At 68.1% G+C, this 21,301-nt stretch carries 22 protein-coding genes; 2 read left to right on the forward strand and 20 right to left on the reverse strand.

Annotation, left to right across the window (positions count from 1 at the left end; genetic code table 11):
- Nucleotides 1-64: 64 nt before the first annotated feature.
- Together AC1G9L_RS12135 and AC1G9L_RS12140 are read left to right on the forward strand one after the other, a co-directional pair.
- The gene (locus AC1G9L_RS12135) at nucleotides 65-1,195 is read left to right on the forward strand and encodes a pyridoxal phosphate-dependent aminotransferase (RefSeq protein WP_481069199.1); all 1,131 of its coding nucleotides are present in this window, start codon (nucleotides 65-67) and stop codon (nucleotides 1,193-1,195) included.
- 393 nt (nucleotides 1,196-1,588) lie between these two features.
- Nucleotides 1,589-2,128 (forward strand): STY0301 family protein, encoded by a 540-nt coding sequence (locus tag AC1G9L_RS12140; protein WP_019800373.1) that lies wholly within the window; start codon nucleotides 1,589-1,591, stop codon nucleotides 2,126-2,128.
- A 224-nt stretch (nucleotides 2,129-2,352) separates the two neighbouring features.
- Here AC1G9L_RS12140 and AC1G9L_RS12145 read toward each other — a convergent pair whose 3' ends face one another.
- The 20 genes from AC1G9L_RS12145 to hisG all read right to left on the reverse strand — a co-directional run bounded on the left by AC1G9L_RS12145 (nucleotide 2,353) and on the right by hisG (nucleotide 21,300).
- The gene (locus tag AC1G9L_RS12145) at nucleotides 2,353-3,939 is read right to left on the reverse strand and encodes a calcineurin-like phosphoesterase C-terminal domain-containing protein (RefSeq protein ID WP_019800374.1); all 1,587 of its coding nucleotides are present in this window, start codon (nucleotides 3,937-3,939) and stop codon (nucleotides 2,353-2,355) included.
- Nucleotides 3,940-4,203: 264 nt separating this feature from the next.
- On the reverse strand, nucleotides 4,204-4,995 hold the full coding sequence (locus AC1G9L_RS12150) for a sulfotransferase (RefSeq protein ID WP_481069200.1): 792 nt from the start codon (nucleotides 4,993-4,995) through the stop codon (nucleotides 4,204-4,206).
- Nucleotides 4,996-5,045: 50 nt separating this feature from the next.
- Nucleotides 5,046-5,750, reverse strand: coding sequence for an SDR family NAD(P)-dependent oxidoreductase (locus tag AC1G9L_RS12155; RefSeq protein WP_019800376.1), 705 nt, complete (start codon nucleotides 5,748-5,750; stop codon nucleotides 5,046-5,048).
- The gene (locus tag AC1G9L_RS12160; protein ID WP_481069201.1) at nucleotides 5,747-6,502 is read right to left on the reverse strand and encodes a hypothetical protein; all 756 of its coding nucleotides are present in this window, start codon (nucleotides 6,500-6,502) and stop codon (nucleotides 5,747-5,749) included. The genes AC1G9L_RS12155 and AC1G9L_RS12160 overlap by 4 nt, the downstream gene beginning before the upstream one ends.
- Nucleotides 6,503-6,507: 5 nt before the next feature.
- Entirely contained in the window at nucleotides 6,508-7,857 is a 1,350-nt protein-coding gene (locus tag AC1G9L_RS12165) for a radical SAM protein (protein ID WP_019800378.1), read from the reverse strand.
- Nucleotides 7,854-8,135, reverse strand: a complete 282-nt coding sequence (locus tag AC1G9L_RS12170) for an acyl carrier protein (protein WP_010340779.1) — start codon at nucleotides 8,133-8,135, stop codon at nucleotides 7,854-7,856. Before AC1G9L_RS12170 ends, AC1G9L_RS12165 begins: the two co-directional genes overlap by 4 nt.
- Complete coding sequence (locus AC1G9L_RS12175) at nucleotides 8,128-9,480, reverse strand: AMP-binding protein (RefSeq protein ID WP_481069202.1); 1,353 nt, start codon at nucleotides 9,478-9,480, stop codon at nucleotides 8,128-8,130. The genes AC1G9L_RS12170 and AC1G9L_RS12175 overlap by 8 nt, the downstream gene beginning before the upstream one ends.
- Nucleotides 9,477-10,025 (reverse strand): hypothetical protein, encoded by a 549-nt coding sequence (locus AC1G9L_RS12180; protein WP_019800380.1) that lies wholly within the window; start codon nucleotides 10,023-10,025, stop codon nucleotides 9,477-9,479. The genes AC1G9L_RS12175 and AC1G9L_RS12180 overlap by 4 nt, the downstream gene beginning before the upstream one ends.
- A gap of 200 nt (nucleotides 10,026-10,225) precedes the next feature.
- Nucleotides 10,226-11,506, reverse strand: a complete 1,281-nt coding sequence (locus AC1G9L_RS12185; protein ID WP_481069203.1) for a hypothetical protein — start codon at nucleotides 11,504-11,506, stop codon at nucleotides 10,226-10,228.
- An 11-nt stretch (nucleotides 11,507-11,517) separates the two neighbouring features.
- Nucleotides 11,518-12,390 carry a nucleotidyltransferase family protein gene (locus AC1G9L_RS12190; RefSeq protein ID WP_481069204.1) on the reverse strand — a complete coding sequence of 291 codons (873 nt, stop codon included), beginning with the start codon at nucleotides 12,388-12,390 and terminating at the stop codon, nucleotides 11,518-11,520.
- 2 nt (nucleotides 12,391-12,392) lie between these two features.
- Nucleotides 12,393-13,169: an ABC transporter permease gene (locus AC1G9L_RS12195; RefSeq protein ID WP_019800382.1), complete on the reverse strand. Its 777-nt coding sequence runs from the start codon at nucleotides 13,167-13,169 to the stop codon at nucleotides 12,393-12,395.
- Between the two features lie 60 nt (nucleotides 13,170-13,229).
- On the reverse strand, nucleotides 13,230-13,904 hold the full coding sequence (locus AC1G9L_RS12200) for a GrpB family protein (RefSeq protein ID WP_019800383.1): 675 nt from the start codon (nucleotides 13,902-13,904) through the stop codon (nucleotides 13,230-13,232).
- A 274-nt stretch (nucleotides 13,905-14,178) separates the two neighbouring features.
- Nucleotides 14,179-14,802: a bifunctional phosphoribosyl-AMP cyclohydrolase/phosphoribosyl-ATP diphosphatase HisIE gene (hisIE, locus tag AC1G9L_RS12205; protein WP_019800384.1), complete on the reverse strand. Its 624-nt coding sequence runs from the start codon at nucleotides 14,800-14,802 to the stop codon at nucleotides 14,179-14,181.
- Entirely contained in the window at nucleotides 14,792-15,568 is a 777-nt protein-coding gene (gene hisF / locus AC1G9L_RS12210) for an imidazole glycerol phosphate synthase subunit HisF (protein ID WP_019800385.1), read from the reverse strand. Before hisF ends, hisIE begins: the two co-directional genes overlap by 11 nt.
- Nucleotides 15,562-16,296 carry a 1-(5-phosphoribosyl)-5-[(5-phosphoribosylamino)methylideneamino]imidazole-4-carboxamide isomerase gene (gene hisA / locus AC1G9L_RS12215; protein ID WP_481069205.1) on the reverse strand — a complete coding sequence of 245 codons (735 nt, stop codon included), beginning with the start codon at nucleotides 16,294-16,296 and terminating at the stop codon, nucleotides 15,562-15,564. Before hisA ends, hisF begins: the two co-directional genes overlap by 7 nt.
- Nucleotides 16,293-16,895 carry an imidazole glycerol phosphate synthase subunit HisH gene (hisH, locus tag AC1G9L_RS12220; RefSeq protein WP_019800501.1) on the reverse strand — a complete coding sequence of 201 codons (603 nt, stop codon included), beginning with the start codon at nucleotides 16,893-16,895 and terminating at the stop codon, nucleotides 16,293-16,295. Before hisH ends, hisA begins: the two co-directional genes overlap by 4 nt.
- Nucleotides 16,896-16,923: 28 nt before the next feature.
- Nucleotides 16,924-17,997: a bifunctional histidinol-phosphatase/imidazoleglycerol-phosphate dehydratase HisB gene (gene hisB, locus AC1G9L_RS12225; RefSeq protein ID WP_481069206.1), complete on the reverse strand. Its 1,074-nt coding sequence runs from the start codon at nucleotides 17,995-17,997 to the stop codon at nucleotides 16,924-16,926.
- Nucleotides 17,994-19,097 (reverse strand): histidinol-phosphate transaminase, encoded by a 1,104-nt coding sequence (gene hisC, locus AC1G9L_RS12230; protein WP_481069207.1) that lies wholly within the window; start codon nucleotides 19,095-19,097, stop codon nucleotides 17,994-17,996. The genes hisB and hisC overlap by 4 nt, the downstream gene beginning before the upstream one ends.
- A complete protein-coding gene (gene hisD / locus AC1G9L_RS12235; protein WP_481069208.1) occupies nucleotides 19,094-20,389 on the reverse strand; it encodes a histidinol dehydrogenase in 1,296 nt (431 codons plus the stop codon). The genes hisC and hisD overlap by 4 nt, the downstream gene beginning before the upstream one ends.
- Nucleotides 20,386-21,300, reverse strand: a complete 915-nt coding sequence (gene hisG / locus AC1G9L_RS12240; RefSeq protein ID WP_152236963.1) for an ATP phosphoribosyltransferase — start codon at nucleotides 21,298-21,300, stop codon at nucleotides 20,386-20,388. The genes hisD and hisG overlap by 4 nt, the downstream gene beginning before the upstream one ends.
- Nucleotide 21,301: the final 1 nt, after the last annotated feature.

Below are 21,301 nucleotides of genomic sequence, written 5' to 3' on the forward strand. Positions count from 1 at the left end.
CTCCCTTGCCGCGCCATTAACACCTCGTTAACGTGACCTCCCCCCGCCCGCTCTGGAGAGCCACGTGTCGCTACCGGTCTCGCGCCGTTCCTTCCTGTCCCTGGCCACCTCCGGTCTGGCGCTCGGCGCCGTCGGCCTCGCCCCCGTTGCCGAGGCGGCGCGACGCAAGGCAGCGGCCGCTGTAGCCGCGACACCCAGCGTGGCGCCGGCCGCCGGCACGGTCTATCTCAACTTCAACGAATGCCCACTGGGCCCCTCGCCCGCCGCGCTGGCAGCCGCACAGGCGATCCTGCCGCGCAGCGGGCGCTATCTGTTCGAGCTGTCGGACGAACTGATCGCCGCCTTCGTTGGCCAGCAGCGCCTGCCGGCCGACCACGTGGCGGCGTATCCCGGCTCCAGCGAGCCGCTGGCGCGCGCCGCGCGCGCCTTCACCACGCCGCGCGCTGGCGTGGTGGTGGCCGATCCGACCTTCGAGGCGGTCGCCGACGTGGCCGCCGCGCACGGCGCGCCGGTGCGGCGGGTGCCGCTGCGCGCCGACGGCGCGCACGACGTCAAGGCCATGGCCAGCGCCGATCCGAATGCCGGCCTGATCTACCTGTGCAATCCGAACAACCCGACCGGCTCGATCACCAAGCGCGCCGACATCGAATGGCTGCTGGCCAACAAGCCCGCCTCCAGCGTGCTGCTGGTCGACGAGGCCTACCTGCACTACAGCGAGGAGCCCTCGGTGATCGACCTGATCGGCCAGCGCCAGGACCTGCTGGTGCTGCGCACCTTCTCCAAGCTGTACGGCATGGCCGGGCTGCGCCTGGGCCTGGCAGTGGCCGCGCCGGGGCTGCAGACCAAGCTCGCCGCGTTCGGCGAGAATCCGGTGTCGGTGCCTGCGCTGGCCGCCGGCATCGCCAGCCTGCAGGACCTGCAACTGGTGCCGACCCGCCGCGCCGAGAACGCGCGCATCCGCAACGACACCATCGCCTGGCTGCAGAGCAAGGGCTACAAGTGCCTGCCGTCGCAGGCCAACTGCTTCATGGTCGACGTCAAGCGCGACGGCGCCGCCTTCGCCGCGGCGATGGCCAAGCAAGGCGTGATCGTCGGCCGCAGCTGGCCGATCTGGCCGAAGCTGGTCCGCGTCACCGTGGGCACCGAAGCGGAGATGCTGCGGTTTCGGGAGGCGTTTGTTAAGGCGCGCAAGTAGCGCGCCTCGGGATTGGGGAGTCGGGATTGGGGAGTCGCAGGAGCCAAAGCCACCTGTGTGTGGCGTCGGCGGCGGTCGTACCCTCATCCGCCCCTTCGGGGCACCTGGTTCCAAAGGGAGAAGGGAAAGCGCGCGGGGCATCAACGGCAAGAGCTCGCTTTTATGGACGTGCGTTCATGCGGCGATCGTAGGCGAATGAAGCGACCACGTCTCTATCCAACTGACGTATCCGATGAAGAATGGGCCTTCGCCGCGCCCTGCTGGTTAGCGACTTGCGTTCGATCCTGCGGTGCCGCAGAGCAAGCCCTGCGCCGAGACCATGGATGGCCGAGCGCTGCAGAAAGCGGACCACGCGCTGGCTACGATGGGCACACGCGCAAGAGAGGGAGCAAGATGCATCTGGCGAGGGACACGCTCGGCTACTTGTCTGCGGTGCAGGTCACGCCTGCCAACGAGCAGCAGCACGCCCAGGTGCGATCGCTGGTGCAGGACGTCCAGCATGTCAAGGGCGAGACGGTGAAACCGGCTTTCTTCGATCAAGGCTACACAGGCGAAGGCCCGACCGAAGCGGCGCAGATGGAAACAACGTCCATGTCATTGAGCAAGCAAATTGCCGCGCTTCTCCTTTACCTATTTGGCTGGAGGAGTGCGCTCGCCGCGCCTTCCGTCTGCCCCATTCGACAGAACCAGCCACTTCGCTCCATTGATGCATTCGATGGAGAACCACAGGATCTCGCAACGCTTGAACCCGACGTGGCAAAGGAACGAGACGGCCATTGGGTTCTCGGCTACATCTACGATGAGGGACGCTTCGTCACCATGCGCTGCAAGTACGCGGACAAGCAAACGCAGGATGTAACGCTGGCGAACCGTGTGGAGCAATGCAGCTACTCAATCAATGCAAGGAATGTCCTTCGCGTAACCTGCAAATGAAAGTCGGCACGGCGCTCGGGCCGAGTACACGCGGACGCTGGGCGAAGTAGCACCGGCTGTTGTCGTTGGCGATGAAGCCGATGCGCCGATCGGCGCGGGCATGGCGAATGGGCCTGCGTTTGTCCGGTCCGGCGCGCCATCCCAGCCCAGGACAGCGGTTGAAAGAACCTAGATCGCGACTGAACTGGCGTCGCCGGGACACCAGCGTCGCACCCGCGGCGCGTTCAGGGCGACGCGTCCTGCAACCGATAGCTGGTGCTGGCGCGCTGCTCGCCGCGCCAGCGATCGAAGGCGCGAACCTCGATCCGGTGTGCGCCGACGCTCAGGTCGGTGGGCAGGACGCCGCGCCACAGGTGTTCCGACGGTGTGGCTTCCGGCGAACGGTCGTAACCACGCAACGCGTCGGCGGCATCGTCGCGCGCGTTCTCCGCGAGCAGGTCCGGATCCGGCTGCCGGACGTGCCGCATCGGCTTCCAGGGGCCGCCATCGAGACGGTACTCCACACGTGTGTCGTCTTCGCCCATGAACACGTTCGCGTACACCCCCCAGGCCGGGTAGGCACCGCGGCGCAGCACCTTGGGCGCATGCAACTGCAACTGCGGATCGCCGGCGGCGCGCGCGGCGTGATAGGCCAGCGCATAGTCGCCGCCGCGCTTCACGGTCAGCACGGCATAGCCATTGGGCGTGCCGTCGGACATCGTCGTCACCGGCACGCCGTCGGCGCCCTTGACGCCGGACCAATAGGCGCCACAAGCGGCGCCGACGTTGTACTCGTGCAGCGGGCTCGCGCCCTGCCAGCCGTCGGCGGCGGTGTAGTACATGTGCCGCTGGGTATGGCTGTGCGCGGTGAGCACCAGCACGTGCGGGAAGTCCTTCAGCAGCGCGAACAGTCGCGCACGGTCGGCATGGCGGAAGGACTCCTTGCCGGGGACCGCGTCGAACAGGTGGATATGCATTCCCAGTACCAGCAGCCGATCCTTGGGAACGCTCGCCAGGTAGGTCTGCAGGAACGCGAACTGATCCTCGCGCAAGCCGCCGATGTAGTCGGGCTGGCGCTGCGGCTGATAGATCACGTCGTCGAGGAACACGAAGCTGGCGCCCCCATCCTCCACCGCGTAGGTGTCCGGGCCGTAGATCGCGCGCCAGCTGGCCAACGACCCCAGATCGTCGGCCGCGTCGAAATTCAGGTCGTGGTTGCCGGGCACGTGGAACCACGGCACGCCCAGCTTGACGGTTTCGGCGTTCAGCGCGGGAAACAGCGACAAGTCGTCGCTGACCAGGTCGCCCAGCGTGGTGCCCAGGCGCGCCTGGGTCTTGCCGACCAGCGGGGCGACGATCGCGCGGGCGTAGTAGCCGACGTCGGTCATCGAGGCGGTCTGGCTGTCGGCGAAGACCAGCACCTCGGTGCTGTCGGCCTTGGGCTGCGCGCGCAGGGCGAAATCCCAGTGCTCGGTGGCGCCGGTCGTCGGCGCGATCCCCGGGTACTTGAGCCTGGGCGAGCCGGCCGGCGCGTAGTGGCGCCAATAGGCAGGCAGACCGTTGCCTGCGCTGGCGAAGGTGTAGCCATCGGGCTTGATCACGAAGACCGTGCGTCCCGGCTCCACTTGCAGGGAGTAGCGACCCTGCGCATCGGTGCGCACGATGTGCACGCCGTCGGAGACCTGCACGCCGGCGATGCCGGGCTCGCCATCGCCACGGCCGGCATGGCCATCGCGCTCCTGGTAGACGCTGCCGCTGATCGTCGCCGGCTGCGCCAGCACGGGAAGCGCGGCGGTCAACAGGCAGGTGAGCACGACGGCACGCAGCAACATGGTCAATCCCGGGAAGCCAAACCTCCATTGTAGCCATTGATCACGGAACGACAGTGACCGCGACCGGACGGTGCAGCGCACAGCCAGCGGGCCGGCGACGTCCTGCACAGCCGCTCCAATGGTTGGGCGGACGCAGGCGATCAACGGCGCCGCAGCCCTTCGCTTGAGGTGGCTGGGCGCCCGCGGTCCGCTCAGGCGTCCACCCGAAGACATGGTCCCCTGCCCTGACCCGCCACGCGGGCGATCATGTTCCCGGCGAGCCTGTCAGGCAGCTCGCCACGCGTCAGGCCATGGCCTGTCCGCTGCCAGCGCGAAGCCGGCGTTGCGTTCCTGCGCGTGGTGGCGCAGACGCGTGCGCAGCGCAGCGGGGATCGCAACGTCCGCCTTGCCGGCGTGCAATCGGGACGCAGCGGGATTCAGCTTCCGGCGGAGATGATCGGGCAGATCGCGCAGTTGCTTGGTTGCCATGCGACGCACCGCCTCGCGTGCATGCCGGGCATCGAAGCTCACCGGCACTTCCTGGTCGATGCCCAGCCAGCCGCAAAGATCGCGAAACCCCGCCTGCGGCGACGCGTACATGTCCTCGTAGGTCAGCACCCGCAACCGCTCGCTGGGAAAGAAGCTGCGCCAGCGCGACAGCGGCCGGGTGACGTCCAGCAAGTTGAGGTAGTGCAGCCCGAACGGGAAGTAGGTGTTCGCGAAACGTGCCTCGCTCGTGCGGAACACGGCCGCTTCTGGATCCGTGTCGGCTTCGTTGCCCGTGCGCAGATACAGCGCATACAGGCTGAGCAGCATGTCGGCCGGGCTTCGCAGCAGCAGCATGATCCGCGCTTCCGGATGCGCCCTGGCGATCCGTGCCGGCGCCTCCTGGCTGTAGAAGTACCAGACCGACGCTTCGGCGCGATAGCGCTGGTCGCCCGCAGCAGCGAACAGCTGCTGGTAGTCTGCGGGATCGGAGACGGTGTGCGGCTGCGCGGGCAGGTCCGCGGCGTAGAAGTGCGGCTCCTTCAGCACGGTCGCGTAGACGTCCGGATGCTGCTTGAGCGCGGCGAACAACGAGGTGGTCCCGCACCTCGGCGCGCCGATCACGAACAGGTTGGGCGCCTTTACCACGGGAAAACCGCCTTGTCCTTGTAGAACTTGCCGGTCTCGCCGCCGCCATCGGCCAGCCACAGGATGGTCTCGGCCCCCTGCTCCGGCGAGCGCGGCGCGGCGATGCCGCCGAGCTTGGTCCTGACCCAGCCTGGGGTCATGCAATTGACGCGGATGCCGCGGTCGGCGAGCTCCATGGCCAGCGCCTGGGTCAGCACATTCAGTGCCGACTTCGAGCTGCGGTACGCCAGGTTGTTGCCTTCGATCTTGGTCGAACTGCCGTGCCCGCTGGAGACATTGATGATCTGCGCCTGCGGCCGTAACTGCATCAGGGGCAGGACCAACTGGATCAGCCGCCACGGGCCGAAGAAGTTGACGTCGAACGTCGCCCGCGCCTGCGCCTCGGCTTCCGTACTGGGCGTATCGCGCACGCCGACGGAGACGCCGGCATTGTTCACGAGCAAATCGACATGCCCGTGGGCTTGTGCGATGACGTCGACCGCCGCGGCCATCGACGCTTCGGAACAGACGTCCAGCTGGATCGGCGTCACCCCGCTCAGTTGGCGGCGCGCGACCACCGCCATGCCATCGGCCAGGTTCCGGCACCCCATGTACACCTGCATGCCACGCTCGGCGAGGCCTTCGCACGTCGCCAGCCCGATCCCGCGATTGCCGCCGCTGATGAGGGCGACGCGATCGCCGCTGCGCGTCTGCGTCATTGCACACCTGCCCGGTATTCCGGAAAGCGATTGAACAGGAAGGCCTCCTTGCGCGCGACGAAATCGCGCAAGCGATCGTCGAAATAGTCGCGTGCGTGCGGGCGCGCCCGCGCTTCGTGGGCCTGATCCGGCATGATCCGGTCGTGCTGTCGGACGCGCCTGGACAGCGCCGCATCCGCACCCTGCCGTTCGAGGTAATCGGCGAGGTCGTCGTTGAGCGTCTCGGTGCGCAGGAACTCGACCGGATACTCATGCGCCTGCAGATGGCCCCGGTCCAGGTCCTGGTCGACGATGCCGGCGAACACACGCTTCGGGTCCCGGCAGAAGAAGCGGATGAACTGCTCGGTATGCCATCCGATCGCACGTTCGGCCGGCAGCTTCGGCGTGTCGTAGCCGCTGGGCATGCCGCGATGCACATTGACGAAGAAACGATTGGCGATCGCGACGAACTCCCCGAAACCGACCTGGGGATACGCCGGGAACTCCTGCTGGATCCGCGCAGGATCGCAGTATTCCTGCGGATGCGTCTTCCACCAGCCATAGTGGTACTGCGAGACGTAGCGATCGAACGGCGAGCGCATGACCGAGAGGATCGGCTTGCCTCGGTCCGCGTCCGGGATCTCGTCGCAGGTGCCGTGCTTGCGCCCGGTCTCGACGGCCCGCGGGCCGTACGCACGTCGCAGCATCTCGGTGATGAACGTTCCGCCCGTCTTGGGCATATGGATGAAAACGAAATCCGGCGTGATCAGCATCGTGGTCAGGCTCTCAGCGGTCCGGCCTTTCCGGTGAGATTGCGGCGCAGTCCGGCGCCCAGATAACGGCCGCAGTAGTCGCCGTAGAGGATGCCTTCGTCGGTCAGGCGCAGCCGCTCGTCCTCGAGCGTGACCAGGCCCTGCTGCTGCAGGTGCGCAAGGTCCTCGGCGAGCGTCGTGTCCAGCTGCACGCCATGCCTGTCGCGGTAGGCGCCGAGGTCGATCGCGGTCGTCTTCAGCCCCATCACCAGGTCGCGCAGCATCTGGTCGGCGCTACTGATCTCCAGCACCCGCTGCGTCGGGATCGCACCGCGCTCGACGCGGTCCAGATAGGCATCGATCTCGGTGACGTTCTGCCGGCTGCGTCCGCCCACGGTGCCGAACGCCGATGCGCCGAAGCCATACAGGTCTTCGCCGCGCCAGCGGCTGATGATGTGCCGTTGCGGATACTTCCCTTCGCGGGTGAAGGTGAAATAGGTGGACGGCAGATAGCCTGCCTCGCGCAGCCGCGAAAGGCCCCAGCGCGCAAACGCCATTTCCTGGTCCGCACCGGGCAGCGTGAGCGTGCCCTGGCGGACGTCGTTCATGTAGTGCGCGTTGGAGTACAACTCCATCTTGTAGACGGTGACCGCATGCACGCCGAGGGAGATGGCGCGGTTGATCGAATGCTGCCAGCTGCCCATCACCTCGCCTTCGAGCCCGGACAGCAGGTCCACATTGACCACGGCACCGGTCTTCAGGGCGCGCTCGATCGCCCGCGAGTTCTTCTCGTCGGTATCGTGGCGACCGGTCAGGGCGACCACGCGGTCGTCGAAGGACTGGATGCCGAAGCTGATCCGGTTGACGCCCAGATCCGCCAGCCCATCGATCATGCGGTTGTTCAACGTGATCGGCTCGATCTCGAAGACGAACTCCGGCGCATCGAGCACGAAGCACTCCTCGATCTTGCGCTTGATGCGGCGCAACTGCTCGGGCTGGATCACGCTCGGCGTGCCGCCGCCGAAGTAGATCGACTTCACCGTGCGTCCGCGCAACCTGTGCGCATCGGCGACCAGTTCGATCTCGCGGCACAGCGCGTCGACATAGCGCTCGCGGACCGCGTGCGAGGAGTCGGACAGGATCTCGATCTTGAAGAAGCAGTAGCGGCAGCGCTGCAGGCAGAACGGGATATGGAAGTACAGATGCAGCGGCTGTTCGGCCAGGAGATCGGCGTCGCCGGCCGACTTCCAGTAGCGCTGGGGAGGCCACGCCACCACGAAGCCGTCGCGGTTGGGCAGTTCGTTGCGATAGTCCGGCGGCGGCGGCAGGGGCGGACCACGCGCGTCGTCGACCAGCGCGATCGTGAGCTCGGTCATTGCGCCGCCTCGGCCGTGCGCGCCGGCAGGCGCATGAGCACGAGCGAGGCCACGCTGTCCAGCGACCTGAACGTGTCCGACTCCAGGTCTTCGTCCAGGATGCGGATCGGGAAGCGGCGCTCCAGATGGTTGATGAACTCCGCCATGCTGATCGAATCCAGCGCAAGCCCGTCTTCCAGGAACGACGCCCCATCCGGGATCTGCTCGTAGCGCACATTGAGATCCAGGTCCTCGGCGATCAGCCGCTTCAAGGTATCGACGATCTGGGGCTTATCCATGGCAGTAGTCCTTGATGATGGTCTTCCGGTCGGGCTTTCCGCTGCCCAGACAAGGCAGATCCGAAACGAGCGTGTAGTGATCCGGCCTGGCGAAGGCCGGCAGCGTGATCGACGCATGCTGCTTGAGCACGTCGACGGTCAGCGTGGGGTTGGCAGGCTTGACCACGGCCGCGATCGCCTTGCCCGCCGTGGTGTCTTCGTCGAGCACGATCGCCACAGCCTGCGCGACGTCGGGCCACGCCATCATGGTGCTCTCCAGATCGGCCAGGATCAGCAGCCTGCCCGCGCGGTTCAGGCTGAGATCGGCGCGGCCGCGGATGCAGAAGCCGCCACTGTCATCGAAGGCCGCGATGTCGCGCGTGTCCCAGACGGCGGGAAACGCCGTCAGTTCGCCCTGATGGGCCAGATGCGTGGCGGCGTGCGGATGGGTCACCAGGAGATTGCCCTGTCCGGCGCTGGTCTCCGTGATGCATACGGACACGCCCTCGAGCGGACGCAACGCCCCGGGCGCATCGGGCGCGGAAATCGCGACCACACCCAGTTCGGAACTTCCGTAGAGGTCGAAAAGGCGATTGAAGACCTGCTGCGCCTGCGCGTGCAGTACCGGCGGCGTCGCGTCGCCGGCAAGCACCAGGCCGCGGCAGCCGACGACCGGGGCGTTCTTGCGCTGCAGCAGCATTCGCAACAGATGCGGCGTGGAATAGACCCATGTCGGCCTTGCGGCGCGCAGCGCATCGTTGAAGCCCAACAGATTGGCCTTGGGCAGCAGATGGATCTGCGCACCGGCCAGCAATGCCGGCAGCAGCGCCGCGCCGAGACCATACATGTGATGCAGGGGAACGGTGATCAACACCCGATCGTCGGCGCCGATTTGCAACCGGCGCAGCACCATGGCGCTGGTCGCCAGCAGATCGTCGTATGCATGCCAGATCACCTTGGGCGCCCCCACCGTGCCCGAGGACAGCACCGCCAAGCCCACGGGCCACTGCGCATGCCCGGCCGGTGGAGGGAGGATCTGCAGCGGCGACGGCGCAGCGCCACCTTCGACCGACGCACCGACATGCACATCGCACAGCGGCGGTGGCGCCGCGTTGCCTGCACACAGCAGCAGCGAATGCCCATCGACAATGGCGGCCAGCAATTGCGACAGCATCTCCAGATCGTCGACGCCCAGCATCGCCGCCCGCGTGCACCCGCGCTTGGCCTTCCAGCGCTCGCGCCCGCTGTGCAGCAAGTCCTGCAGCGTCGCCCGCGCTCCATTCAGGTGCACCACGCTGCCGCTGGCGGCGAGCGCGCCGCGCCAGTCGCACGCGGGCGCGTCGGCGCACTCGACCGGCGTCATCATGCGCGCTCCAGCGATTCGTTGTTGAGGATTTCGCTGACCTCGACGCAGTCGATGCCGTTGAGTTTCATCGTGTAGCGCCGCGAGAGCGCCCAGGTCGATTCGGTGCGGAGACTGCGAGGTGCAGGCAAGGCCAGCGTCTCCAGGTCGGTCTTTTCAAGGAGACCACGATCGTGCGGATCGAACAGCTTGCCGATTCCTACGCTGCCGTCGAGCAGCTTCTGCCGCTGCTGCGCGTCGACGCAGGACAAGCGGATCGACGATTCGGCGACCAGGAGGATGTTGCGTGGATCGCGCACGTAAAGGCAGGAACGGCGGCACAGGACCTCGCCTTCATTCGCCCGCGCTTCGATATGCTGATCGAGGACATGGACCTCGACGGGCGATCCGGCGAGCGCCTCCAGAAAGAAGGTGGTGGAACCGCGCAAGGCCAGATAATCGTTGAGCCGTTGCGAGGGGACTGCGTCGGCGCACCATCCATCGGCATACGCGTCCGCAGGGGGCGGATCCGGAAAGGCGGTCCAGGAGGCCAGCAGGTGCGAGGTCATATCCGTCCTTGAAGCATGCTGCCGGCCGCAGACATACGGCTGTCAGATGCACAACCAATAATTGTGCATTTCCTTATGCTGTAGGGGCTATGGCCCGAGTATATTCAGAAAAATTTGCGAAATTCAACGCACCTTTCATCCGCGACTCGAAAATGTAGACAAGTGCTGGCGTCGATGCGGGTGCGACAGTGCACTCAATCTCATCGCGTTCGCGGTGCGAGCACGGTCTCGACCGATGCGGAAAATACCCATGCGGTGTCTCGGCACGGCTGCGCATTGGGGTCGTAGCCGCCCACGTACAGCATTCCTGGTTCGAACGGCGAGGCCGCGAAGCTGCGTGCGGCAAAAAGAGGCGTGGACGGCGCCAGATCCGCAGAGTCGATCCGCGCGAGCGTATGCCGCTGCCCATCCGGATCGCGGATCAGATACCAGGCGTCGCGGGCCCAGCCGTCGGGTGGGTGGACGTCGTCGCTGGCACTGTCGCTGGCGCCAACGCCTGCGAGCAGCAACGTCTGTGCGCTGGCGGGATCGAGCACCGGCGTGAAGTCGTCGTAGGCGACCACGCCAAAGGCCGGGCGCTTTCCCCAGTGCGCGCCCAGAAACTCGAGGACATCCAGTTCGAGGGTCTCCCTGAAGTCGTCCTGCGGATCGATCCGGACGATGCGGCAACGGTCGCCTTCCAACGCCGCCAGCAACACCTGACCCGATCCGGAGGGATGCGGCACGCCCGTGAGCCCGCGATATCCGCAACTCGGGAAGATCAGCGGTTCGGCGATCGTGTGCACGCTCTCCCATCGCGGCACAGGGCCGTCGATGCGCCGATAGATGTGCGGCCTGATGCTGACGTACAGGACCCCATCGCATTCGGTGAAGGCCATGGGACGGCGCCGGTAGCCGCTTAGCTCGGCCTGTGGGTCCCAGCGGATCTTGCCTGGCACGTCCGGATCGTAGCTGCCGCTGAAGATGCCGAGCGGCAAGGTGCCGACGAAGACGCGCTCCTGCCCGGTCACCGTGTCGCGGTGGACGAAGAAGCTGCGCGCGGCGGTCAGGCCCGACCCGCTCCCCAGGTGCGTGCGCGCCCACGTCCCGGTGTCGTCGTCGAGGCAATCGACATACACGGTGCCCTTGTTGCTGGACGGCCCGGCGAGCAGCAGCGAGACGGGCGCATCGAGCGTTCGCCCGCGTTCGTCCTCGGTAAACGCCACCGACCTGAGCGTTGCCCGCCAGTAGTCGCGGTCGTAGGCGTGCACCTGGCGCCATTCGCCGTCGGCGCGATCCAGCATGGCGACCTGGGCGCCGACCGCGGGGTCGCCCGGCAGGTAACGGTTGTGGGAATAGGACAACAGGGAAAACAGCTTTCCTCGATGCGGCACCAGATGCAGCACTTCCGTGCCGCCGAGCAGGTGGCCGTCGCCGTCGCGCATCCCGGCTTGGAAGACGCGCCGGAACGGGGCCGGCGTCGTGGCGATGGATGCGTGCATGCAGGTTTCCCTCAGCCGAAGAAGGCGTCCAAGGTCTCGATGGAGGCGGCCTGGCGGGCGTGCGCATAGAGGACGCCCTTGAACGCTGCCTGCTGATCGCGTTCCACGCGCAGCTGCTCCGGTGTCCATCGACGAATGCGCGCGCCCATGCCCTGGATGTCGCGATCGGCATGGCTTTCCAGATACTCGAGCACGTTCGACGTCGGCGAATAGCCGCGACTGAGGAATTGCGCGATGCGGAAGGTCATCCGGTAACTCGCCGCCAGCACGTGCGGATGGGCGATGATCCGCAGGGATTTTTCGCGCAGATCCTGAATGCCGCACCGCAGAGGATCGCGCAGCACCTGGTTTGCGCAATCGTAATAGAACGCATTGACCGAGAAATCGCGCATCAGCGCGTCTTCGACCAGATCCGAACGCGCGACGAACGTCGTCGTCCACATGTCGCTGCCATGGATATCCCGCCAGCTGCGCAGGATGTTGAGATCGACCGCGCCTGATGCGGGGTCGCCCCAGCGCACCACGCCGAACCGGTCGTTGCGCATGCGCACCGCAGCCTCCGCATCGGGATAGACGTCGCGCAGCAGGCACAGCGCCTCGTCCACGCCGCACTCCAGCGCCAGATCGATGTCTTTGCCAGGCAGGCCCGCCAGCCAGTCGCGTGGCGCACCTCCGACAACGAAAACGCGCTTGCCGTCACGGCCCAACACGGCGACAAGGTCGCGCACGCGCACGTCGTATCGGGTGTCCCGATACACCGATTGATCGAGTGCTGCTTCCACCAGGCCTGGCGCGAGCGCGGCATCGCCGATGTCCATGTCGCGAGCTCCCTGGTCCTGACGGCCGATCGTCACCGCTGCGTCCTGCGCATGCTTCACCGCCATGCTCAGGATCTGACGCCGAAACCTCTGCCGAGCAACGTCAGCGCGAAAGCGCCCAAGCCTATAATGAACATCAGCATGACCACAAGCGAGGTGCCGACGCTCGCTGCGGTGTCCGCACCCAGCACGCCATAGCGGAACGCGCTGATCATGTGCATCAATGGATTGATGCGCGCAATGCTCTGCCAGGGCTCGCCCAGCAGGCCGATCGGGTAGAACACACCACCGAGATAGGACAGCGGGGTCAGCACATAGGTGGACACATGCGCCGTGTCGTAGAAGTTCTTCGCGTAGATCGCGACGATGACACCGACCAGCGAAAAGATCGTGGCCGCCAGAAGCGCCGAAAGAAAGACGATGAACGGGTGCGCGACCTGCAGTGCGGTCATCGGCAATGCGATCAACAACACCAGCCCCCCGACGAGCAGGCCGCGCACCACCGCCGCGGCCACATAGCCCAGCAGGATGGTCCAGTCGTGCATGGGCGACACCAGCAGTTCCTCGATCGCGCGATTGAAGCGGATGAAATAGAACGCGTTCGATGCGTTTGCGTAGCTGTTGGTGATGATGCACATCATCACCAGGCCCGGCGCGATGAAGTGCAGGTAGCTGACGCCGTCGACGGTTCCGATCCGGATTCCGATCAACTTGCCGAAGATCAGGACGTACAGGACCATCATCGTCAGCGGCGGAACCAGCGTCTGCACCCACATGCGGAACATGTGCGCGATTTCGCGTCGAAACAGGGCCTGCAGCGCGATCAGGCTGTGCGAGGCCTTCATGCCGCACCGGATCGCATCTGCAGATGACGCCGGGATTCCTCCAGGAGGGATGCCGGCATGTCAGCCCCCCTGGCGCCACGCATTGGCGCGTGCGGTGATCCGCACCACGAGGACTTTCTTGAACACGCTGTAGTCCAGCCATGTCTGGCCGGGCACCGCCGCCAACGCCTGCTTGAGCTCCAGATAGCGCTGCCGTTCTTTTGGAAACGCACGCAGGAAATCGCGGAAATTGCGGATGTCGGTGAATCGGGGATTGTCGGCGGCACAGGTATGGACCACGAACGCGCGATCGCCGGCCTGCCCGATGCGCCAATGCCAGGAGAATCCTGCATCGATCGGGCTTTCGCCATGTGCCTGATAGCCGAGTTCCGACAATATGCCGGACTGCCGTTCGGCCGACAGCGATGCACCGCGTGCCATCGCGATGTCCAGGATGTTCTTGCTCGGCAGGTCCGGGATCGCCGTACTGCCGATATGCTCGACACCCAGCACATCCTCTCCGGCGAACGCGTCCAGCAGCCGATCCTTTTCCTCTTCGAATGCGCGCGGCCAGTTTGGGTCGTAGTGGCTCTGCATGTCCAGCGTCAACGCCGGCGGGCGCACGCGCGCGTAGCGGCGCACAAGGTGTTCGACCGTCTCCGCGCCCAACTCGCCGGGCTGCACCTGCGCCTTGAGTCGCCTGATGACGCGCGCCAGTTGCAGGGCGCCCCCGAGATCCCGGGCGCCGGGGCTCATGGGCCGACACCGGCGGACCGCACAGGGAGCGCACTACCCGCAGCGAGGCGTGATGCATCCAGCCGACTTCCCATTGCATCTCCATTGCACGCCAGTTGATCGCCGCGAACGCAGTTCGCGGCCTGAACATCCGCGTTGGTGCTGCCATCTTGGCAGCGCATTCGCACGTGTCCGAATGCTCATCAATGGCATGCGGGCTGTCAAGCGACATCAGACCGGCAGGGCGGCTGCGATGTAGACAAGATGGGCGACGCCTGACGCGGCGTCACCTGGACTACCGGTGCCGCGCTTCGAGCACCGCCACCGCATCGGCCAAGCCCAGGCCGCGCGCGCGCAGCAGCACGGTCAGGTGGTAGAGCAGATCGGCGGATTCGCCGAGCAGTTCGTCGTCGCCCTGGGCGACGCCGGCCAGCGCGGTCTCCACGCCCTCCTCGCCCACCTTCTGCGCGATGCGCCGCGTGCCTTTCTCGAACAGCTGCGTGGTGTAGCTGCCGGCCGGCCGCTCGCGTTCGCGCTGCGCGACCAGGCGGTCGAGCGCGCCCAGGAACTGGCCCGGCGCCTGCGGGAAGCAGCTGTCGCGGCCGAGGTGGCAGGTCGGCCCGCGCGGATGCGCCAGCACCAGCAAGGTGTCGCGATCGCAATCGGTGTCGATCGCCACTACGTCCAGCACGTTGCCGGAGCTTTCTCCCTTGATCCACAACCGCTGCTTGCTGCGGCTGTAGAAGGTGACCTGGCCGCTGCGGCGCGTGGCCGCCAGCGCCTGCTGGTTCATATAGCCCAGCATCAGCACGCGCAGCGTGGCGGCATCCTGCACCACCACCGGCAGCAGGCCGTCGCCCTTGGCCCAGTCCAGCGCCGCGTCGGCGGCGTCCGCATCGTGGGAATTTTCATGCGCCATCGCGCACCTCGATCTGTCGTTGGCGCAGGAAGCGCTTGAGTTCGGGAATGGGGATCGCGCCGCTGTGGAAGACGCTGGCGGCCAGCGCGCCGTCGACGTCGGCACGCTCGAACACGTCAGCGAAGTGCTGCATCTCGCCCGCGCCGCCGGAGGCCACCAGCGGCACCTTGCACAGGGCGCGCACCTCGTGCAGTTGCGCGATGTCGTAGCCGCGGCGCACGCCGTCGTTGTCCATGCAGTTGAGCACGATCTCGCCGGCGCCCAGGCGCTGCGCCTCCACCACCCAGTCCAGGGTGCGCACGCGCAGCGCCTGGGTCTTGCCGGGATCGCCGGTGAAGCGGCGCACGCGCCACTGGCCGTCGCCCTCGCGGATCGAATCGATGCCGACCACCACGCACTGCACGCCAAAGGCCTCGGCCAGCTCGGCGATCAGCGCCGGCCGCTCCAGCGCCGGCGAATTGATCGAGATCTTGTCGGCGCCGGCGTGCAGCACCGCACGCGCAGTGGCGACGTCGCGGATGCCGCCGGCCACGCAGAACGGGATGTCCAGCAACCGCGCCACCTTCTCGACCCAGGCGTAGTCCACCGAACGCCCTTCCGGGCTGGCGCCGATGTCGTAGAACACCAGTTCGTCGGCGCCCTGGTCGCGGTAGCGCAACGCCAGTTCGGCGATGTCGCCCATGTCCACGTGGTCGCGGAACTTGACGCCCTTGACCACGCGCCCTTCGCGCACGTCCAGGCACGGGATGATGCGCCGGCTCAGCATGCCAGCGCCTCGTCCAGACCCAGCCGCCCTTCCAGCAAGGCCTTGCCGAGCACCGCGCCGGCACAGCCGGCCTCGCGCGCGCCGCGCACGTCGGCGGCGTCGCGGATGCCGCCGGAGGCCTGTACCGCCAGCGTCGGCGCGAGTTGCCGCAGGTGCGCGTACAAGGCCAGGTTCGGCCCGGACAGCATGCCGTCGCGGGCGATGTCGGTGCACAGCAGATGCACCAGCCCGGCCGCGGCGTATTCGCCGGCCAGCGTATCCAGGCTCAGCGACGAGGTCTCGGTCCAGCCGTGCACCGGTAGGCGCCAGACGCCGTGCGCGTCCTGGCGGCTGTCCAGCGCCACGGTGATGCGCTCGGGACCGAACTCGGCCAGCCATTCCAGCACCGATTCGCGATCGCGCACCGCCAGCGAGCCGATCACCACGCGGCTGGCGCCGGCCTCGAGCAGGCGCTGCACGTCGGCACGCGAGCGCACGCCGCCGCCGGTCTGCACCTGCAGCCCGGTCTCGCTGCGGATCCGCTGCAGCAGCGGCGCCAGGGTGTAGCCGCCGGCGCGCGCCGCATCCAGGTCGACCAGGTGCATCCACTGTGCGCCGGCCTCGGCGAAGGCCTGCGCGCGGCGCAGGGGATCGTCGCCGTAGTGGGTCTCGCGGGCGTAGTCGCCCTGCGCCAACCGCACCACGCGGCCGTCGCGGATGTCGAGGGCGGGATAGACGACGAAGCTCATGGGAAATCGGTCTCGAGAAAGTTGCGCAGGATGCGCGCGCCGGTGTCGGCCGAGCGCTCGGGATGGAATTGCGCGCCGCAGCGGCGACCATGCTGCACCACCGCGGTGAACAGGCCGCCATGATCGCAGGCGGCAACAGTGTCGCCTGTGACCGGTGCGGCATAGCCGTGCACGAAGTAGGCACTGGCACCGTCCGGCACGCCCGCCAGCAGCGACGACGGCCGCAGCGGCAACAGCCGGTTCCAGCCCATGTGCGGCACGCGGATGCCCAGCGCCGGCGGCATGCGCCGGACCACGCCGGTCAGCAGGCCCAGGCAATCGACATCGCCCTCCTCCGAGCGCTCGAACAGCAACTGCATGCCAAGGCAGATGCCGATCAGCGGCACCTGCAGCGCGCGCAATGGCTCGATCAGACCTTGCTCGCGCAGCCGCGCCATCGCGTGCGGCGCGGCGCCGACACCCGGCAATATCACCCGCTCCGCGCCTCGCAGTCCGGCGGCGTCGCGCACCAGCCGGGCTTCCACGCCGAGGCGTTCGAGCGCGTAACGCACCGAACCGAGGTTGGCGCCGCCGGCATCGATCAGGGCGACATCGCTCATCGTACGCACCCGGCGAAACCCGCGCGCATCACAATACCCCCTTGGTCGAGGGCAGCGCCGCACCCTCGCGCTTCAGCGCCTGGCGCAAGGCGCGCGCCAGCGCCTTGAAGCAGGCCTCGACCTTATGGTGGTCGTTGTCGCCGCGCACGCTCAGGTGCAGGTTCAGCCCGGCCGCGTCGCACAGCGAGCGGAAGAAGTGCGGCACCAGTTCGGTGGGCATGTCGCCGACCCGCTCGCGCTTGAACTCGCCTTCGAACACGAAGTACGGACGCCCGCTGAAATCCAGCGCGGCGCTGGCCAGGGTCTCGTCCATCGGCAGGGTGAAGCCGTAGCGACCGATGCCGCGCTTGTCGCCCAAGGCCTGGCGCAGCGCCTGGCCCAGCGCCAGGCCGGTGTCCTCGATGGTGTGGTGTTCGTCGATGTGCAGGTCGCCTTCGGCACGCACGTCCAGGGAGAAGCCGCCGTGCTTGCCGATCTGCTCGAGCATGTGATCGAAGAACGGCAGGCCGGTGGCGCAGTGCGGGTCGCGCACCTGGTCCAGATCGAGTTCCACCACGATGCGGGTTTCCTTGGTATCGCGCTGCACCCGCGCACGCCGCGGCGCATCGGCCAGCTCGTGGGCGATGCCGGCCCAGTCCCACTCGCCGCCGAACTGCGCGGTGCGCAACTGGAAGCCGCGGATGCGCAGGTTCTCGGCGAACTGGATGTCGGTGACGCGGTCGCCGACCATCGCCGAGCGTGCCCAGTCGATGCTGCGGTCCTGCAGGTACGGCAGCATCAGGCCGATGCCGGGCTTGCGCGTGGGCGCATTGTCGGCCGGCCAGCTGCGGTCGACCAGTACCTCGCGGAACACGATGCCCTGGCTGGCAAAGATCTGCAGCATCAGGTCGTTGGGGCCGTCGAAAGCGGCCTGCGGATACGCCTCGCTGCCCAGGCCGTCCTGGTTGGTGACGATGACGAACTGGTAGCCGGCGTCGCGCAGCTTGAGCATCGCCGGGATCACGCCCTGCACGAAGCGCAGCTTCTCGTAGGCGTCGATCTGGAAATCGGCCGGCTCCTCGATCAGGGTGCCGTCGCGGTCCACGAACAGGATCGGGGTCATGCCGCGGCCCTCCACGCCTGCAGCGCGCCGAGCACGCGCTGGTTCTGCGCCGGCGTCCCCAGCGTGATGCGCAATGCGTCGCCCAGGCCGGGCGCGGCGCGCTGGTCGCGCACCACCACCCCGGCCGCCAGCAGCGCCTGGAACGCACCCTCGGCGTCGTCGAAGCGCAGCAGCAGGAAATTGCCCTGCGACGGATACACCTGACGCACGCCGGGCAGCGCCGCCAGCGCCGCCTGCATGCGCGTGCGCTCGGCACGCACCTCCTGCACCCGCGCCGCGGTCTGCCGCAGCGGTTCGGGCTGCAGCGCGGCCAGCCCCAGTTGCGTGCACGGCGACGGAATCGGATACGGCGCCTGGCAGCGCCGCAGCACCGCGATCAGCGCTGGATCGGCGATCACGCAACCGATCCGCGCTGCCGCCAGCGCGTGGGCCTTGGACAGCGTGCGCAGCACTGCCAGGTTGGCGTGACGCGCGAGCAAGGTCGTCGCCGAGGCCTCGTCGGAGAATTCGCCATAGGCTTCGTCCACCACCAGCACCGCACGGCCCTGCAGGCGCTCGGCGGCGCGGGCGATATCGGCCAGCGCGATCGCCGCGCCGCCAGGGTTGCCCGGCGAGCACAGGAACACCAGCTTGGCCATCTGGCTCAGCGCGGCGTCCACCACCGCGTCGACGTCGGTCAGCAGGCCTTCGGCGGTATCGCGCAGCGGCACCTCGACCACGCGCGCGTTCTGCAACCGCGCGCAGACCGCGTACATGCCGAACACCGGCGGGGTGATGACGATGGCGTCACGGCCCGGTTCGCACAGGGCGCGCAGCAGCAGGTCGATGGCCTCGTCGCTGCCGCGGCCGAGCAGCACCTGTTCCGGGGCGCAGGCGTACAACTGCGCCAGGGCGGCGCGCAGCGCCGGCGGCTGCGGGTCGGGATAGCGGCGATTGCCAGCGTCGCCATCGGCGGCGTTGGCCCAGGCCGACTCGTTGGCATTGAGCCAGATGTCGCCCTGCAGCGCGCTGCTGCGTGCGGACGAGTAGCCGGCGAAGTCGCGCAGGTCCGGGCGGACCAGCGCCAGCACGGCGCGCGCGGCGTCGGAGACCGCGCTCATGCCGCCTTCTCCATGCGCAGCGCCACCGCATTGGCGTGCGCGTCCAGGCCCTCGGCACGCGCCATCAGCACCGCGCAGCCGCCGATCGTGGCGATGCCGGCGGCGCTGGCGCTCTGCACGCTGACGAAATTCTGGAAGCTGGCCACGCTCACGCCGCTGTAGGCGCGCGCCGCGCCGCTGGTGGGCAGCACGTGGTTGGTGCCGCTGCAGTAGTCGCCCAGCGCCTCGGGGGTGTAGTCGCCCAAGAACACCGAGCCGGCGGCCTCGACGCGGTCCAGCCAGTCGCGCGGCGCGCGCAGCGCCAGGATCAGGTGTTCCGGGGCGTAGCGGTTGCTGATGGCGAACGCTTCATCCAGCGTGTCGACGCGGATCAGCCGCGACGCGGCCAGCGCCTGCCGGGCGATCGCCGCACGCGGCAGCGTCGCCAGCTGCCGCTCCAGTTCGTTCTCCACCGCCTCGATCAACGCGGCGCTGTCGGACAGCAGCAGCACCTGCGAGTCGGGGCCGTGCTCGGCCTGCGACAGCAGGTCGGCGGCAACGAAGGCGGCATCGGCGCCGGCGTCGGCGATCACCAACACTTCGGACGGACCGGCCGGCATGTCGATCGCCGCCGCGCCGGCCTGCGCGATTTGCTGCTTGGCCTCGGTGACGTAGCTGTTGCCCGGGCCGAACAGCTTGTCGCAGGACGGTACGGTCTCGGTGCCGAAACCCATCGCCGCGATCGCCTGGGCGCCGCCGAGCTTGAACACCCGATCGACGCCGCACAGGGTCGCCGCGACCAGCACCGCCGGATCGGCCGAGCCATCGGCGCGCGGCGGCGTGCACAGCACCACCTCGCGGCAGCCGGCCAGTGCCGCCGGCACGCACAGCATCAGCGCGGTCGACGGCAGCGGCGCGCTGCCGGCCGGCACATACAGGCCGACCCGGCCGATCGGCCGCACCACGCGCTCGCAGACCACGCCCGGCGCGGTCTCGACCGCATACGGCTGCGCCATGCCCGCACGGTGGAAGGTGTCGATCCGCGCCGCCGCCTCGGCCATCGCCCCGCGCAGCGGCGCCGGCACCGCCGCTTCGGCGGCGGCGAACTCCTCGGCGCTCACTTCGAGCGTCTCCAGCACCACCCCGTCGAAGCGCGCGGTGAGCTCGCGCAACGCGACGTCGCCGCGGTTGCGCACCGCGTCCAGCACCTGTGCCACGGCGCTGCGGGTCTGGTCGGCGACGCGCTGCACCGGCCGGGTCAGCGCCTGGGTGCGCTCCTGCGCGTCGAGCGCGCTCCATTCCAATCGATTCATGCCAGCGACCGCTCCACCGTCAAGACCATCAACCCCTGCGCGCCTGCGCGCTCCAGTTCCTCCATGCGTTGCCAGGTGATCGCGCCGTGGCACATGGTCTGCAGTTGCAGCGGGCCGTCGGCGTCGCCGGGCAGTTGCACCAGCGGCTCGGCATCGGGCAGCAGCCGCGCCAGGTCGGCGACGCGTTCGCGCGCGGCGCGGAACATCAGCAGCTTGCTGTCGCGCAGCTTGAGCACGCCGTCGAGCCGGCGCAGCAGCATCGCCGCCAGGCCCGCGCGGGCGTCGGCCGGTTCGCGGACCGGGCCGGCCAGCACCGCCTCGCTCTCCAGCAGCGTCTCCACCGGCTTGAGCTGGTTGGCGGCCAGGGTGGCGCCACTGGAGACCAGATCGCAGATCAGGTCGGCGGTACCCAGGCGCGGCGCGATCTCCACCGAGCCGGACAGTTCCACCACCTGCGCGGCGATGCCGCGCGCGTCCAGCCAGTCGGCCAGCACCGCCGGATAGCTGGTGGCGATGCGCAGCCCCTGCACCTGCTGCGGGCCGCTCCACTCCCAGCTCTCCGGCACCGCCAGCATCAGCCGGCACTGGCCGAAGTTCAGCCCGCGCAGGGCGCGATAGGCCTCCGGCAAGCCGTTGCGGCGGCGCTCGCCGGCCTGCTCCTCGAGTTCGTTGCGGCCGACGATGCCGAAGTCGCACACGCCGTCGGCGATCAGCCCGGGAATGTCGTCATCGCGCACCAGCAGCAGGTCCACCGGCAACGATTCGCCGTAGCAGAACAGCTTGTCGCGGCTTTCGCGCCAGCTCAGCCCGCAGGCGGCCAGCACCGCGCGGGCCGGCTCGGCCAGGCGGCCGCTCTTCTGGATCGCGATACGCAGCCGGTCGCGGGCCGGTGCTGCCAGGGAAGCACTCATC

It is taken from the genome of Xanthomonas sp. NCPPB 1132 (assembly GCF_056629235.1).

Coding starts and splice junctions, on each gene's coding strand:
- AC1G9L_RS12140 (WP_019800373.1), top strand. CDS start 1,589: ATGCATCTGGCGAGGGACACGCTCGGCTACTTGTCTGCGGTGCAGGTC.
- AC1G9L_RS12145 (WP_019800374.1), bottom strand. CDS start 3,939: ATGTTGCTGCGTGCCGTCGTGCTCACCTGCCTGTTGACCGCCGCGCTT.
- AC1G9L_RS12155 (WP_019800376.1), bottom strand. CDS start 5,750: ATGACGCAGACGCGCAGCGGCGATCGCGTCGCCCTCATCAGCGGCGGC.
- AC1G9L_RS12160 (WP_481069201.1), bottom strand. CDS start 6,502: ATGCTGATCACGCCGGATTTCGTTTTCATCCATATGCCCAAGACGGGC.
- AC1G9L_RS12165 (WP_019800378.1), bottom strand. CDS start 7,857: ATGACCGAGCTCACGATCGCGCTGGTCGACGACGCGCGTGGTCCGCCC.
- AC1G9L_RS12170 (WP_010340779.1), bottom strand. CDS start 8,135: ATGGATAAGCCCCAGATCGTCGATACCTTGAAGCGGCTGATCGCCGAG.
- AC1G9L_RS12175 (WP_481069202.1), bottom strand. CDS start 9,480: ATGATGACGCCGGTCGAGTGCGCCGACGCGCCCGCGTGCGACTGGCGC.
- AC1G9L_RS12180 (WP_019800380.1), bottom strand. CDS start 10,025: ATGACCTCGCACCTGCTGGCCTCCTGGACCGCCTTTCCGGATCCGCCC.
- AC1G9L_RS12185 (WP_481069203.1), bottom strand. CDS start 11,506: ATGCACGCATCCATCGCCACGACGCCGGCCCCGTTCCGGCGCGTCTTC.
- AC1G9L_RS12190 (WP_481069204.1), bottom strand. CDS start 12,390: ATGGCGGTGAAGCATGCGCAGGACGCAGCGGTGACGATCGGCCGTCAG.
- AC1G9L_RS12195 (WP_019800382.1), bottom strand. CDS start 13,169: ATGAAGGCCTCGCACAGCCTGATCGCGCTGCAGGCCCTGTTTCGACGC.
- AC1G9L_RS12200 (WP_019800383.1), bottom strand. CDS start 13,904: ATGAGCCCCGGCGCCCGGGATCTCGGGGGCGCCCTGCAACTGGCGCGC.
- hisIE (WP_019800384.1), bottom strand. CDS start 14,802: ATGGCGCATGAAAATTCCCACGATGCGGACGCCGCCGACGCGGCGCTG.
- hisF (WP_019800385.1), bottom strand. CDS start 15,568: ATGCTGAGCCGGCGCATCATCCCGTGCCTGGACGTGCGCGAAGGGCGC.
- hisA (WP_481069205.1), bottom strand. CDS start 16,296: ATGAGCTTCGTCGTCTATCCCGCCCTCGACATCCGCGACGGCCGCGTG.
- hisH (WP_019800501.1), bottom strand. CDS start 16,895: ATGAGCGATGTCGCCCTGATCGATGCCGGCGGCGCCAACCTCGGTTCG.
- hisB (WP_481069206.1), bottom strand. CDS start 17,997: ATGACCCCGATCCTGTTCGTGGACCGCGACGGCACCCTGATCGAGGAG.
- hisC (WP_481069207.1), bottom strand. CDS start 19,097: ATGAGCGCGGTCTCCGACGCCGCGCGCGCCGTGCTGGCGCTGGTCCGC.
- hisD (WP_481069208.1), bottom strand. CDS start 20,389: ATGAATCGATTGGAATGGAGCGCGCTCGACGCGCAGGAGCGCACCCAG.
- hisG (WP_152236963.1), bottom strand. CDS start 21,300: ATGAGTGCTTCCCTGGCAGCACCGGCCCGCGACCGGCTGCGTATCGCG.